Origin of the sequence: Paenibacillus sp. BC26 (genome assembly GCF_900116125.1) — a bacterium.
Classification (GTDB): Bacteria; Bacillota; Bacilli; order Paenibacillales; family Paenibacillaceae; genus Paenibacillus_Z; species Paenibacillus_Z lignilyticus.
This window is the reverse complement of the sequence record NZ_FPAD01000001.1, coordinates 222,582-236,206: the sequence shown is the minus strand read 5'-3', so window position 1 is coordinate 236,206 and position 13,625 is coordinate 222,582. Positions and strand designations below refer to the sequence as shown.

Genomic DNA, 13,625 nt, shown 5'->3' with positions numbered 1-13,625 from the left:
CTAGTTTTGATCTCGCTGTCAGTGAATCGCGGCAGTCCTTTTTTTTATATTCCGCAACCCTACTGATTTTCCACACATTGTGTCCATTTGTCAAAAGTAGAAATCGTCGCTTAACCGCCAAGAAGTCGAAGAAAAGCGCTTGCATTGGGTGTTGACGGGACTGATACCTTGTTTTCGTCCGTTTCACCCTTATTTTCAGCCATTTACGATAAAAACATGTTTCTTTTTCATTAAACGAATACAACTGGCAAAGGTTTCATGTTAATTATCCCCTAGTGTGACGATTTGTTGAACTCGGGACTGCGCTTTCGGCTTTCCGGAACCTCATGAGAAGCTCTTCGAATATGGCATCCCAGGATTGTCTGAGGCTATGCGCCAATCCCCTGGCCGTGAAACGCTTGCGCAGCTCGGGGTTCCGGTACATGCGTTCCAGTGCTGAACTGAAGGCGTCCACGTTGCCGGCCTCGCACCTCAATCCACTCCACTCGTGGACAACCGTGTCCACCACACCTCCCGTATCCGCACAAATGACAGGCGTACCGCAAGCCATCGCTTCCAATACGACATTGCCGAAAGTTTCGGTAGGTGACGGAAACAGCATGACATCCGCTGCCGCATACCATTGTTGAAGCGCAGGCATCGCAGTAAAACCAAGAAAACAAGTCGAAATGCCCTCGCGGGCAGCTTGCTGCTTCAAGGTATTCATGGAAGGACCGTCGCCGGCTATAACGAAAGTGGCGTCGTTGCACACCTCTCGCTTAAACTTTGCAAATGCGGCAATCGCGCAATCCACGTTTTTTTCAGGTGCAAGTCTGCCTACGTAAAGGACGATGAAGCGATCCTTCGGAATTTGATACTGCGCCAGCAGCGCGGCCTTATCCACATTCGGATGAAAGCTCTTCGTATCCATTCCCCGCGTCCAAACGGCCAGACGATGCTCATCCCACCCCCGTTCCTTCAGCTCAAGAAGCGTCGATGCGGAGGGTACGAAAATGAACCTGCATTCCTGGTGAAACCATTCCATATACCTCCATAACATCTTAACCATCCAACGGGTATTGTAAAACGCCAAATAGCGGTCAAAATGTGTATGATAGGAAGCAACCAGCGGTATTCGGTGTTTATGGGCGTAATGAATTCCGCAAAGCCCCAGATTAAACGGGGTCGCTACATGGATGAGAGTTGGCCGAAACGCTTGCAAGGTGCGATTAATATGAATTGGATTTGGCAGTGCCAGGCGGCATTCGGGATAGAGGAAAAAGGGCATGCTGGCAAACCGAGTGACCATCGGCTGAGGTTCTTCATGCGCGGCAGCGGCAGGCTGTGGTGCGAAAACAAGACATGGAATATCGCGGCGGCGCAGGTACTGCTCCCACCGTTCAAGCGTTCGTGCCACTCCGTTCACTTCAGGAGTGAACGTATCCGTAAATAAAGCAAGACGCATCGATCATCGCCTCCATCCGCTTCTACCGCCTAAGAGCGCGGCAAGCTTGTGGAGCCAGCGTACACGAGTTGTATTTCCAGGGTATTAGTGGAACATGAAGAGTACGTGAAGATCGGACAAGCCGCAATCCCGGCATCCTTCATAATCGGTTATTTATTTGTTAATACGGCAAAAACAATTCCGGCCTATACTTGATCTGCAAGTGATAAGCGATTGATGGCTTGCAGCTGATGAATAGGCGTGACATTTGCATACGACCAGGAGGGGATTCATGTGGTTAATGTCGTGTTCTGGGCTTTAACACAGGAGCAGCGCTTATTACTATGGGCGAATCGCAGATCGGCGCACAGAGCCGTTAATCGGTTGTTAGGGGGTTGGCTGGGGACGGTTACCCATGCAGGCGGGGCAACGTTCACTTTAGCGACTGCTTTGCTTTGCGGGCTGTTCGCCCCGGGCGTATGGGGAACCGCGGGCTGGCAAGCTTTCGCCGCCACCGTTATCAGCCACATTCCCGTTGCCATCATGAAACGCAAATTCAGCAGACTCCGCCCTTATCAAGCACTTAGCAGCGTGCATGTATGCAAAAAGCCGCTGCGCGACTCCTCGTTTCCTTCGGGTCACACAACGGCTATATTCGCTTGGCTCTTGCCTTGGCTCGCGGCGGAAACCGCCATGCTGCCGATTATTGTGCCGGCAGCGATCGTCCTCGGCGTATCCGTTGGCTGGTCAAGAATGTATCTCGGTCTTCATTACCCTTCCGATATAGCGGCAGGGGCAATCATCGGTTCGTTCGTATCGTTGTCCGTGTCCGCGGCTTGGTCGCTCTTCTGAGAAGCGGCCAGCTTAGCCTCTTTATGGGCCGCAATGGCCTTCTCGCCAATTACAACTTCGACGCGGTGGATATTGTTGCCCTTCTCGACGAACTTAGCTTCGTATTCCGTCAGCACAAGATCATCGCGCAGCGTTTCTTTATGAAGATGCAGGGAAATATTACGCATATGCAATTCCATATCCGCGAAGCTGTTGAGCGAGAATTCGAAAAGCAGCTGCGAATCTGTTTTAAAGTGGATTTCACCGTATTCGTTTAGAATCTCCATATACTTCTTGACGAAGCGCGGGTGCGTCAGTCTTCTGCGCCCGTGCTTTGCTTTGGGCCAAGGATCGCTGAAATTCAAGTGGATGCGCTGGATTTCCCCAGGCGCAAACATCTCCTCGATCCCCTCGATGTTAGCCCGCAGCAGTGCCAAGTTCGGCGGTTGTGAAACGCCTTCCTTCTCCCATGCCAGACGCGCTTTGTCGCTTGCACGGCGGATCAGTTCGTCGTACATATCAACGCCGATGAAATTAATATGAGGATTCCGAACGCTCATATCGCTGATAAACCGGCCTTTTCCCATCCCCAGCTCCACATAGATCGGGTTATCGTTGCCGAAAAATTCACGCCAGCGTCCTTTATGAGGCGCTGCATCCAGCACCACAAGCTCCGGCTGTGCTTCCAAGCTCTCGAGTATTCCTTTTCTTCCTCTAAGACGCATATCGATTGATTCCTCCATTGTTAAATGCCGAATGCCGTACGGGCAACCGCTCGTCCAAGCCAATCAGCGCTACTAAACCATATTGTGCCCGAATTCGGCACCACTTGTAAAGTCGGCGGTATTGCAGCCTCTGTCCGTTTCCGCGCATATAAAAAGCCGAGGACGCAGCGAGCGCCATCGGCTGAAGTTCATTCTGATGCAACTACCCTTGTTTAGTTGAGCATTTGGTTCTGAGCGGTTTCTTGCGACTCCAGGATGTCATGAAGTTTCTTCCGAGCGGAAACCTCAACATTATGGTTACCGTAAAAACGGATACCTGCGAGCGACATCAATTCTTTTCTCGTTAATTCAACCGTAACTTTCTCGTCACCATGCGGAATTTTAACTTGTGAATCCATTCCTCATCACCTCAACTTGATTATTTTCAAGCGCATTTCCAGAAAACCGACCTGCTATGACAAGTGTTTGGAAGAGGGTTAAAAGTAGTGTTTTTGCTGTTCTGTCGCACTTTTAATATAACACTTCATGTTAGGTTTAGCAAGCCCTTTTCTAATCTTTTTTACAGCATTGCGCCTATTTTGAAACCGTTTTATTGTTTCTAATGAAGTGCGCTTATGTCTCCGATCACACCCTCAGCGTAGCGTTTTGTCTCTTTTTTCGTTATGATTGGGGATATAAGTTTTAATAAAAGCAAGAGGAGCCTACTAATGAAAGTGCAAACTCAGCCGGATGCCGACTCCCTACAGCCTAGCCTGTGGAGCGACAAAAGGTTTCATACATGGAATCACGAAATGCGGGAGCTATTCGGGAGCAAAGTATTCAAGGTCATGCTGGATGCCGGCTTTACCTGTCCCAACCGGGATGGGAAGATCGCGACAGGCGGATGTACCTTCTGCAGCGCCAGAGGCTCGGGTGATTTTGCGGGCAGCCGCAGAGACGACTTGGTGACCCAATTCAATAAAATCAGAGACTTGCAGCACCAGAAATGGCCGGAAGCGCAATATATCGGATATTTCCAAGCGTATACGAATACGTATGCGCCGGTTGAAGAGCTGCGGGAATATTACGAGGCGATCCTCGTTCAGCCCGGCGTCGTCGGCTTGTCCATCGCAACACGGCCGGACTGCTTGCCGGATGATGTCGTCGATTATTTGGCTGAGCTGAATGAGCGGACTTATCTGTGGGTCGAGATGGGACTTCAAACGATCCATGAGTCCACTTCCACGCTGATTAACCGCGCCCATGATACAGCCTGCTACGAAGATGCGGTTAAACGTCTTCGCGCAAGAGGCATTCGCGTTTGCGCGCATATTATTTACGGCCTGCCTCAGGAAACGCATGAAATGATGCTCGATACCGGCAGAGCTGTTGCTGCTATGGATGTGCAGGGGATTAAGATTCACCTGCTTCATCTTATGCGCAAGACGCCGATGGTCAAGCAATATGAAGCAGGCCTGCTCCGCTTCCTGGATCAAGACGAATATGTGAAGCTGATCGTGGATACGCTTGAGCTGCTTCCGCCGGAAATGATTGTGCACCGGCTTACAGGCGACGCGCCTCGCGATCTGCTGATCGGTCCGATGTGGAGTCTTAAGAAATGGGAAGTGCTCAATGCGATCGACCGCGAGCTGACCACGCGCAACACTTGGCAAGGCCGCTTGTGGGAGGCGCACTAGGATGGGATTCCTAAGCGTACTCAGCATGGCTCATAAACTCGTGAAGGAACGCGTCTCACCCGGCGACACCGTTATAGACGCGACCTGCGGAAACGGCGTAGACACGCTGTTCCTGGCGGAGCTCGTTGGCCCACGCGGTACCGTCTATGCCTTCGACATCCAGGAGGAAGCGCTGGAGCGGACGAGGCAGCGATTGAACGACAATGCGGCAGGCGCAGCGCTCCACCTCGTCCATGCGAGTCATGCCGATATGGTGGAACAGATTTCTGCCGATGCGCGCGGTAAGGCGGCAGCTGCAATGTTTAACCTCGGCTATCTGCCCGGCGCGGATCAGTCCGTCATCACCACGCCTGATGGCACGCTCGCCGCTCTGGATGCTGCTCTTGCGGTCCTTCGCCCTTCCGGCATCGTGACCGTCGTGCTTTATCCCGGTCACCCCGGCGGCGCCGAGGAAGCCGACGCTGCCCTGCAATGGGCATCCTCGCTGCCTCAGTCGCTGGCCCAAACGGTGCTGTATCGTATGGCGCAGAAACCGGAGGCACCTTATTTGCTTGCAATCGAGAAACGGTAGTACACGTAAGACAAGCTAGCTTCGAAGCTATGCCGGATTCGTTAAATTATGAGGAGGTCATTATTCATGGCAGTTCGTAAACTTGAGCATGTAGGCATTATGGTTTCTGATTTGGAGAAGTCGATCGCATTCTATACCGAGATTGTCGGCTTGAAGTACCTGTACACGTTGAAGCATTCCAACAATGTCATCCGCCTTGCTTTCCTGTCCGGCACCGATGGCGGTGAATCCGAAGTCGAGCTGATTGAAGGTTATGACGGTCAATTGGCGGATGAAGGACGCACGCATCACGTCGCGTTCACCGTTGACGATGTGGATGCGGAATTCAAGCGCATCACCGATCTTGGCGTCCCGCTTAAGGATACCGAAATCACGATGCTTCCCAATGGCGCGCGTTATTTCTTCTTTTACGGCCCGGATGGCGAATTCTTGGAAATGTTCCAGCCTGCCGCACAACCACAAGGCTAATAACTGTTTAAAGTATACGAGGAAGTTCAGACAGAGGAGTGATTCAATTGACACAGACTTACCCATTGCAATTTAAACCCGAAATGAAAGAACGGATCTGGGGCGGCCGCGCGCTGGAGCAATTCGGCCTTGAGCTGCCGGAAGGCGCCATCGGCGAAGGCTGGATGATCGGCGATCATCCGAACGGCACGACCAAAGTCATGAACGGCGCGCTCGCCGGGCTTGGATTGGACGAGATTCGCGAGAAATACGGTCGTGAATATTTCGGCACGAAAGGCTACGCCGAGAATGGCCGTTTCCCGCTTCTGATCAAGCTGTTGGATTGCAACGACGATCTGTCCATTCAAGTGCATCCTACCGATGCCTACGAAGGACTGCCTGAAGGCGAGCTTGGCAAAACCGAAATGTGGTACATACTTGCTGCAGAACCCGGCGCCAAAATCATCTACGGCCTCAAAGAAGGCGTCGACCGCGCTGCCCTCGCAGCTGCCATTGAAGAAGGCCGCGTCATGGATTGCCTGCAAGAAGTACCGGTCGAAGCCGGCGATGCGTTCTACATCCCGGCAGGCACGGTTCACGCGTTGTGCGCCGGCGTTGTAGTCGCTGAAATTCAGCAAAACTCCGATACGACTTACCGGGTGTTTGACTATAATCGTCCGGGTCTGGACGGCAAGCTTCGCGAGCTGCATGTCGAAGACTCCCTTAATGTGACCGCCTACGAAGGCGCAGGCGCGAGCCGCATGAAGACCGATGCTATCGGCGACAATGAATGGCTCACCATCGCGGAATCCCCTTATTTCATCGTTGAAAAAGGGCTTGTGCGCGCACCTTGGAAGCTGACAACGACACCGGAATCATTCGTCATTCTAGTGATCGCAGAGGGAACGGGCTCGCTGAGCTGGGATGGCGGCACGCAAGCCGTTAAGGCCGGCGAATGCTTCTTGCTTCCTGCAAGCCTTGGCAGCTACGAGCTGGATGGCAGCATGACCGTTCTGCGCAGCGTAACGCCTTAATACGAACAATGAAAAGCCCAGCCAAAAGTGTGAAAGACGACTTTTGACTGGGCTTTTTTTATGGATCTGTCAGGTTAGGTCCATACCAAAGTAAAATGCTGCTTAATAAGCAACATTTCCACTGATGCCGAGCACCTGAGGATTTCGGATGAACGGTCTGTCCAGCTGACTACGCTAAGCCCCTGCCTCATACCTTAATGACAAACGGTGCAACGAGCACCTTTCCCTGATACTGAAACTGTGCCCATAGCTTATACGTCCCTGCCTTGGGGAACTGCGTATGGAACATGACACTGGATGTGCCGGCGCTCATATCGCTTACGGCATGGACATGCAAATACTGCGTGGCACTCTCGTTCAGAATGACGCAATGTCCCGAAGTGCCGAGAAAGGGTTCAAGCTTAATCGGGTTTCCGGTAGCGGCATCCTTCAACGTAAAGTTCAGCATCGCCATTTCCCCTGCCTTTATTTCCTTCATGTCAGGCATTGCAGTGAGCGTCACCTCAACACCGGAAACAACCGTTTGCATCGATTCGCTGACCGTAAGCTTCTCGAGGGCCGGCTCCGTACCGCCAACCGTAATCCATTTCTTATATACCGTGAGCCCGACGTCATCCGGCATGAATTCCGAAATAAGCAGAAACCGGCCGCCATGCGGAAAGCTCAGCTTCACTTTGAATTTCCCTTGCCCTTCATGAACCGGATGGACATGCGAGAACGTGGATAAGTCTGCGCTAACGATAATGAGGTGCATCAGCTTGGTCATATCCTCTGTGAAGCGCTCCACCGGAAGACCGGACGGATCCAGCACCTGCAGCTCTATTTCAATCTCCCGCCCGCTCTCGACCGACTTCTCCTCCGCTACGGTAACCTTGTAACCCCGATCGGACACATTAGTCATTTGGTCCTGCTGCAAATAATGAAGCAGTCCTCTGGTTGGCGGATCGATCTCCACATTGCGAAGCGGTTTGGCTGTGCAGCCGCCCAGAAGCAGCGCTGCCAGCCCTCCGATGACCAGCCATTTCAACAATAAGCCCCTTGGCTGCATCGACTACTATCCTTTCCCTTTCGAAGCAGACAGGAAATGAACGCCAAGAGAAAGTAATGTCGCCTCTACAATCGAGCCTGACCATAGCTCTGCAGACCAGCCTATTCCATCCCCCGCGTTCATGTAGCCGAAGTAAAAGCCCCAAAGCGCAACCGGCAGCGCCCCTGCGATTATTCGCTGTGCCCACATTCTGCCTTCGCCGGCCTTCAAATAGCGATAAAGCAGATCACCCAGCAGACCTGCAGCTCCTGCAATAATAATCGACTGATAGTATACAAAGCCGTCCAGTACATTCATCATCGTCGTAATCATCGCAAACAGCAGCGTCATGGCGCCAAAAGGCAGCTGCCACCGTTTCATAAGCAGAAACACCGGATACATATAGATAAGCGTATCCAGCAAAATGTAGGTAAGTCCGCGCATTTCGTTACTCTCGGCAACAATCCCATTACTAAAATGACTGATATACCAATCTACCACGGCAGCTGCCGGTAAATTGTAACGAAATGTCCAGGCATACATGAGGAAGAAGCTAACGGCGCCTACCGTAATAACCAAGGATAGAAACGCCGGCGCGAACTCCACCCAGCTCGGTTTTGTCAATTTGTCATTATGCCAGCCGGCCCGAAACGGACTCGACAAAATCAATATCCCGCCCAACAGCAGCATTAGATGTGAAGGACTCAGCAGCGCTGCCGTATTCTGCTCGATGCCGAATACAACATGCCAGTACATATCGAATAGTCCGCCAAGCAAGAAGATGGCAACGCCGATTAATCCGAGCCCATAGCCGACAGGTGCGGCCTTTAACCAGGGTAAGCCGGTAGTTCGCTTCGAACGGTACAGCAGCCAGCACATCCAGATGGCCGAAACCATAAAACCCGAATACAGAATGGCATGCCATGGCGTAAAGAACGTTTCGACGACTCCGTGATTATGAGCAAATCCATCCACGAAGATACCGCCAATCAGCCAAATGCCAAAGAGGATGGTCCAATAATCTTTCGCCGTGCTCACTCGTACTACGCGTGTATTCATAGCTTGAATCGGAACCGGTTGCATGGCGCGTCCCTCCGGAGTTGTCAATTTTGCAAAGGCTGTAAACGCCTTCACATTCTTGTCTTATTGTACTATGCCGATTTGCTTTTCCACTACTGGGCCGGCTAAAAAAAGAAGACCGCCGATTAAACGGCAGTCTCCACTTCCTTCTTCCAAACCCCTCTTCGCTCCAGCAGCGCTACTATAGACGCAGCAGCAAATATCGTTAATAGACATACGAGCGGATAACCATAGCGTCCGAAGGTAATAAATGGTAGATGAATGAACCAATAATAGAGAAAGGGCAGCAGCAGCGGCAAAACCATCTTCAACCGTCTGCGAATGCCTACCACGACGATTCCTGCGAAGCCAACAAGCACATACAGCCAGTGCACCACATTAATCGCCGGTCTGGGCAAGCCCGGCACCGGCTTGGAGTAGAATGGGCTCTCGAAGAGCTGGATGGTCTTTCCGACCGTAAACCAGTACGCATAGTCGAACGTGTGATGTTTGAAGCCATAAGCAATGACGCGCTGCGCGGCCAGCTTCTCCGCACTGTCGCTGCCAACGAACAGCTTCTGGTCCTTGTATTGCGGATATTGCTCGAAGAACCCTTTTGGCGGATTGGCCCGTTTGATCAGCGCTCCCAGCAGCATGGGATTACCGGTGGATTTGGTGAATGGAATAAATTCATGAAAATCGACGTAGTTGCGAACCCACCACGGCGAGAGCAGCAGCATGCTGCATACGCCAACAATAGCGGTATACTTGAAAATATCCTTCCAGTTGTACCGCTTCACGAGCCAGATGATCAGCAAACAAATCGGAATCAGCGCGCATTGCGGTTTGACGTAACAGGAGAGCCCCAGCATGATACCGACAAACACATAGGCGGATGCCTTTCTACGCTTCAGTGCATAAATAATGCTGCAAATTAGCAACAAAAAGAGCAGTTTAAACGTCGATTCCGTTAGAATCGCGCCCGAGGCAAACAAGTTCGGCACATATAGCGCATCTAGCAGTACAGCCACAACAGCGACGCGTCTGCCCAGAAGCTCGCGCGCGATGATGAAAATGAGATAAACCGAAGCCGCCTGCATGAGGCACTGCAGCAATCGAAAGCCCATCACGGCAGCATCGCGATCCAGAAAGGACAAAAATCCGCTGAGCACGACAGGAACCACAGGCATGATATAGTTGGTCGGGTTCATTCCGCTGTTATAAACAAGCGTATGATGCTCGAGCAGCACCTGCGCGGCATGTACATATTTGACATCATCATTGTTGCGTTTCTCATAGGAACCAAGCAGGAAATGGTCGCCGAGCGACAAGACCGTAATCACATGGATGAGTAAAACCGACGCCATTAAAATCCAAACAAACTTCCGCATCCGGGACGTTTCGGACCGTAGTGAAAACAAAGCAAAACTCCCTTTCCAGTTAACTGGTATTCTATAAAGAACCGATTTCTATTATACTATAAAAGATTTGTTGAAAAGCAAGCCTCGCAAGTAGAAGGATGGGAAAGAAGGTTATACGAGATGCAGCAACAACGGAGCAGCGATATATTGGTCATTATTCCTGCCTATAACGAAGAAGATACACTTGCCCGCACCGTGCAGGAGCTTAAACGACATACACCTTATGACTTTGTCGTCATCGATGATGGCTCTAAAGACCGCACGCCTGAGATCATTCGCAGCGAGGGATTTCCATCCCTTCGCCATGCCGTGAATCTCGGAATCGGCGGCTCGATGCAAAGCGGCTACAAGTATGCAGACCGCGGCGGCTATAAATATGCGATTCAACTGGATGCGGACGGACAGCATCGGCCAGCCGACATAGAGAAGCTTGTTAACGAAATGACAAGCCATGACTATGACATGGTCATAGGCTCGCGTTTTGTGGAACAGAGCAGCTACAAGGGAAGTCTCTCTCGCCGCATCGGAATCTTCTACTTTCACTGGCTGATTCGGATGTTGACCGGCGCACAGGTCTACGACCCGACATCCGGATTCCGCATCGTCGGACGCCGGGCGATCGAGCTGTTCTCGCGAACCTACCCGACGGATTATCCCGAAGTGGAAGTGCTCGTCAGCTTGTCCAAACGCGGATACAAGCTCAAAGAGATCAGTGTTGAGATGCGCAACCGCCAAGGCGGCTCCTCCTCCATCAACTGGTCCAAATCGATTTATTACATGATGAAGGTTACGATGTTCTCGCTCATTCGCAAAAGTTTCTCTTAGACGAAAGGAACCGCCCTAGATGAATCAGCTTGTCGCTATTCTCATTACGTTGTTTTTCCTGGGGCTTATCGTTTCGTTCACGGTAACCCATAAATTAAAGGACCGCTACGCGTTCCTCTGGCTGATCACCGCCATTGCCGGCGTACTCGCCGCGGCTTGCATCCCGCTGCTCAACCGGTTTGCCCTATGGATCGGCATCGCCTACATGCCTACCTTCGTGTTTCTGGTCACCATCATCTTCATCCTGGCCCTGCTCGTGCGGCAGACGATGAGCTTGTCGAACCAGTCGGAGAAAATGAAGACGTTAACGCAGGAATTCGCCGTTATGGAGAAGAAGCTGCTCGACCTTCAGAAGGCAGTGGAAGGACGTGAGACGCTGTGAACGTCGTCCAATTCCTTCTCATTCTGGCCAATACGCTCATGCTTGTAAGCGGGCAATTTCTGTGGAAATACGGGCTTATGCAGCGCGCGAAACCTTTCGAATCGCTGCGCACGATTCTTGAGCTGATGTTCTCGCCCTATATCATGGGTGGATTGTTCATCTACGGCTGCGCAACGGTGCTGTGGCTGTTTATCGTATCGAAGGTCGACCTCAGCTTGGCTTATCCCATCCAGAGCCTGGCGTACATCATCTCCATCATCGGCGCTTATTACTTGTTTGGAGAATCGTTGTCTGCACTCAAAATCATCGGCTGTCTGCTCATCCTTGCAGGCGTTGCATGTATCGGCTTGTCAGCACGATATGCATAAAGCTAAAAAGCACGGTAAGTTCAAGAGCCGAGAGGCTCCGACTTACCGTGCTTTTTATTGTTTAATTCTGCTCGCTCTCGCCGATTCCGCATGCATCATCGGTGCAAACACCGGTGCTGCCCGTCGAAGAAGGATCGAGAATGATCAGCGGCTTCTCCTCTTCCCAGCCCTTCTGCAGGACATCGAGGAACACTTCGCTTTGAAGCGCGCCGGCTACCGCGTATTTGCGGTTGATCACGAAGAACGGAACGCCGTTCGCGCCAAGCATGTTTGCCTCGCTGCACTCCGCTTGCACTTCGGCTTTAAGCGCATCTCCGCTTAGCATGGTCTCCACTTCATCCGGGTTCAAGCCGGCTTCCGCCGCGATTTCTTTGAGCGTATCCAGCTCCGCAATATGTTTGGAATCGGTAAAATACGCCTTGAACAGCAGCTCCGCTACCTCTGTCCGTTTGCCATGAGCGCCTGCAAAATGAATCAGGCGATGCGCATCCAGCGAGTTCGCCGGAATCGCATGCTCGAAGTTAAATGTAAGCCCCTGCGCTGCGGCTTGCTGCACCAAATTCTCATGAAGCTGGATGGAGCGCTCGCGGCTCACGCCGTATTTGTCCGCAACCAGTCCATACACATCATGCTTCGGATATTTCTCCGCATTCGGATCCAGCTGGAAGCTGCGATAGATAACCTCCACCTGATCTTTATGCTCAAACTGATCCAGCCCCTTCTCGAAGAGACGCTTGCCGATATAGCAAAACGGACACGCGATGTCCGACCAAATTTCCACTTTCATCTTCACTTCACTCCTTCATCTGATAAGCCCATTATAGCCGCTATGTCAGGTGTAGGACAACGTTTGGACGCGTTCAACCGCTCGCCTCCCGCCTCCTCCATTCGCTTGGAGGACAGCCAATTACTTTCCGGAACACATTCGTAAAGTGCTGGCTCGTCTTAAATCCGAGCTCATGCGTAATTTCAATGATGGATAAGCCCGAGTTCAACAGGAGCTCACAGGCTTGTTCAATCCGCACGCGTTCCATGTAGGCAGCAGGCGATTGCCCGAACAGCTCCTGGAATAATTTATAGAAGTGCGACTCGCTCACTTGAACCGCCTGCGCCATCTCCGCAATTGAGAATCGCTTCTCCGGCGTTTGCTCCAATTGCTGAACGAGCTCCGTCATCTTTCCCCTCCATTCCGGTTCAATCGTCTTCGCCGGAACCGGCTGCAGCAGCCCAAGCAGAATATCCAGCATCTGATGATGAGCATACAGCCCCTTCGCCGGTCCATCCGATTCTAGCGTCGCCTTCAGCCGCGCGAATTGCTCATCCACCCGATCATCGGCACGAAATACATGCGGCAGCTGCTGTAGACCGGCTTTGATAAAGCTGCGCTCCTGCTGGCCTAAGTTGAGCCAATCAGAGTCACATGCAGGGTCCGTTATGATAAACCACCAAATGCGGCTAGGTTCGATATGGTTGAATCTGGCCTTATGCAGCTCTCCGGGAGCTGTGAAGAACCATTGCCCTGCACTGGTAGGATATTGCACGCCATCTACTTCCCAAGTAACGCTGCCGTGCTCCAAATAGACAAATTCATATCCGATCATGTGACGATGCAAGGTAAGCTGATAGGCCTCGGAATATTTTTGACAGCCCAGCACGATCAGCTCGGGAATAATGCTGGTTCCCACTGCATCCATCCCCAGCCTTTCATCATAATCAGGCGGGTAGATCCAGCGCATCGATGTCGGCGATTGTTTTCTTGCCATCCCGCTCCCCCTCTCCATACTCGCCGATGTGTCTAAAACTATTTAATAATTTCTGGAAAGCCAGCACGCGTTT

Annotated in this window: 17 protein-coding genes; 8 read left to right on the top strand and 9 right to left on the bottom strand. The window is 51.8% G+C overall.

The genetic code is table 11. The annotated features are described in order from the left end of the window. Positions 1 to 265: 265 nt before the first annotated feature. Positions 266 to 1,444, bottom strand: a complete 1,179-nt coding sequence (locus tag BM412_RS01085) for a glycosyltransferase family 4 protein (protein ID WP_091212672.1) — start codon at positions 1,442 to 1,444, stop codon at positions 266 to 268. A gap of 273 nt (positions 1,445 to 1,717) precedes the next feature. Between BM412_RS01085 and BM412_RS01080 the strand changes: the two genes are divergently transcribed. Next, complete coding sequence (locus BM412_RS01080) at positions 1,718 to 2,275, top strand: phosphatase PAP2 family protein (RefSeq protein ID WP_091212669.1); 558 nt, start codon at positions 1,718 to 1,720, stop codon at positions 2,273 to 2,275. Here the strand turns inward: BM412_RS01080 and trmB are convergent. From trmB to BM412_RS01070, 3 genes are read right to left on the bottom strand one after another with little or no spacing between them, the layout of a single operon-like run. After that, positions 2,194 to 2,979 (bottom strand): tRNA (guanosine(46)-N7)-methyltransferase TrmB, encoded by a 786-nt coding sequence (trmB, locus tag BM412_RS01075; protein ID WP_091212666.1) that lies wholly within the window; start codon positions 2,977 to 2,979, stop codon positions 2,194 to 2,196. The genes BM412_RS01080 and trmB overlap by 82 nt on opposite strands. Continuing rightward, positions 2,969 to 3,181 (bottom strand): hypothetical protein, encoded by a 213-nt coding sequence (locus BM412_RS32310; protein ID WP_218163115.1) that lies wholly within the window; start codon positions 3,179 to 3,181, stop codon positions 2,969 to 2,971. Before BM412_RS32310 ends, trmB begins: the two co-directional genes overlap by 11 nt. 10 nt (positions 3,182 to 3,191) lie before the next feature. Beyond that, positions 3,192 to 3,377 (bottom strand): hypothetical protein, encoded by a 186-nt coding sequence (locus BM412_RS01070; protein ID WP_090977456.1) that lies wholly within the window; start codon positions 3,375 to 3,377, stop codon positions 3,192 to 3,194. Positions 3,378 to 3,686: 309 nt separating this feature from the next. Here BM412_RS01070 and BM412_RS01065 point away from each other — a divergent pair, with 309 nt between their 5' ends. From BM412_RS01065 to BM412_RS01050, 4 genes are all read left to right on the top strand, one after another. Next, a complete protein-coding gene (locus BM412_RS01065) occupies positions 3,687 to 4,655 on the top strand; it encodes a tRNA modification radical SAM protein MnmL/YtqA (RefSeq protein ID WP_091212663.1) in 969 nt (322 codons plus the stop codon). A 1-nt stretch (position 4,656) separates the two neighbouring features. Further along, positions 4,657 to 5,226 carry a tRNA 5-(aminomethyl)-2-thiouridylate-methyltransferase MnmM gene (locus tag BM412_RS01060; RefSeq protein ID WP_091212661.1) on the top strand — a complete coding sequence of 190 codons (570 nt, stop codon included), beginning with the start codon at positions 4,657 to 4,659 and terminating at the stop codon, positions 5,224 to 5,226. A gap of 66 nt (positions 5,227 to 5,292) precedes the next feature. Continuing rightward, positions 5,293 to 5,694, top strand: coding sequence for a VOC family protein (locus BM412_RS01055; protein ID WP_091212658.1), 402 nt, complete (start codon positions 5,293 to 5,295; stop codon positions 5,692 to 5,694). A gap of 47 nt (positions 5,695 to 5,741) precedes the next feature. Beyond that, entirely contained in the window at positions 5,742 to 6,707 is a 966-nt protein-coding gene (locus tag BM412_RS01050) for a type I phosphomannose isomerase catalytic subunit (RefSeq protein WP_240548323.1), read from the top strand. Positions 6,708 to 6,894: 187 nt separating this feature from the next. Here BM412_RS01050 and BM412_RS01045 read toward each other — a convergent pair whose 3' ends face one another. From BM412_RS01045 to BM412_RS01035, 3 genes are all read right to left on the bottom strand, one after another. Further along, positions 6,895 to 7,737 (bottom strand): hypothetical protein, encoded by an 843-nt coding sequence (locus tag BM412_RS01045; protein ID WP_143111539.1) that lies wholly within the window; start codon positions 7,735 to 7,737, stop codon positions 6,895 to 6,897. Positions 7,738 to 7,761: 24 nt separating this feature from the next. Then, positions 7,762 to 8,817, bottom strand: a complete 1,056-nt coding sequence (locus tag BM412_RS01040) for a hypothetical protein (protein ID WP_091212652.1) — start codon at positions 8,815 to 8,817, stop codon at positions 7,762 to 7,764. 122 nt (positions 8,818 to 8,939) lie between these two features. Continuing rightward, positions 8,940 to 10,160, bottom strand: a complete 1,221-nt coding sequence (locus BM412_RS01035) for a glycosyltransferase family 39 protein (RefSeq protein ID WP_177245599.1) — start codon at positions 10,158 to 10,160, stop codon at positions 8,940 to 8,942. A 174-nt stretch (positions 10,161 to 10,334) separates the two neighbouring features. Here BM412_RS01035 and BM412_RS01030 point away from each other — a divergent pair, with 174 nt between their 5' ends. From BM412_RS01030 to BM412_RS01020, 3 genes are read left to right on the top strand one after another with little or no spacing between them, the layout of a single operon-like run. After that, positions 10,335 to 11,039: a glycosyltransferase family 2 protein gene (locus BM412_RS01030; RefSeq protein WP_091212646.1), complete on the top strand. Its 705-nt coding sequence runs from the start codon at positions 10,335 to 10,337 to the stop codon at positions 11,037 to 11,039. 19 nt (positions 11,040 to 11,058) lie between these two features. After that, entirely contained in the window at positions 11,059 to 11,421 is a 363-nt protein-coding gene (locus tag BM412_RS01025) for a DUF2304 domain-containing protein (RefSeq protein ID WP_091212644.1), read from the top strand. Next, positions 11,418 to 11,789 carry an EamA family transporter gene (locus tag BM412_RS01020; RefSeq protein WP_177245598.1) on the top strand — a complete coding sequence of 124 codons (372 nt, stop codon included), beginning with the start codon at positions 11,418 to 11,420 and terminating at the stop codon, positions 11,787 to 11,789. Before BM412_RS01025 ends, BM412_RS01020 begins: the two co-directional genes overlap by 4 nt. A 61-nt stretch (positions 11,790 to 11,850) precedes the next feature. Here the strand turns inward: BM412_RS01020 and BM412_RS01015 are convergent, their stop codons facing one another. Next, a complete protein-coding gene (locus BM412_RS01015) occupies positions 11,851 to 12,576 on the bottom strand; it encodes a DsbA family oxidoreductase (RefSeq protein ID WP_091212641.1) in 726 nt (241 codons plus the stop codon). Between the two features lie 73 nt (positions 12,577 to 12,649). Further along, a complete protein-coding gene (locus BM412_RS01010) occupies positions 12,650 to 13,552 on the bottom strand; it encodes a helix-turn-helix domain-containing protein (RefSeq protein ID WP_177245597.1) in 903 nt (300 codons plus the stop codon). Positions 13,553 to 13,625: the final 73 nt, after the last annotated feature.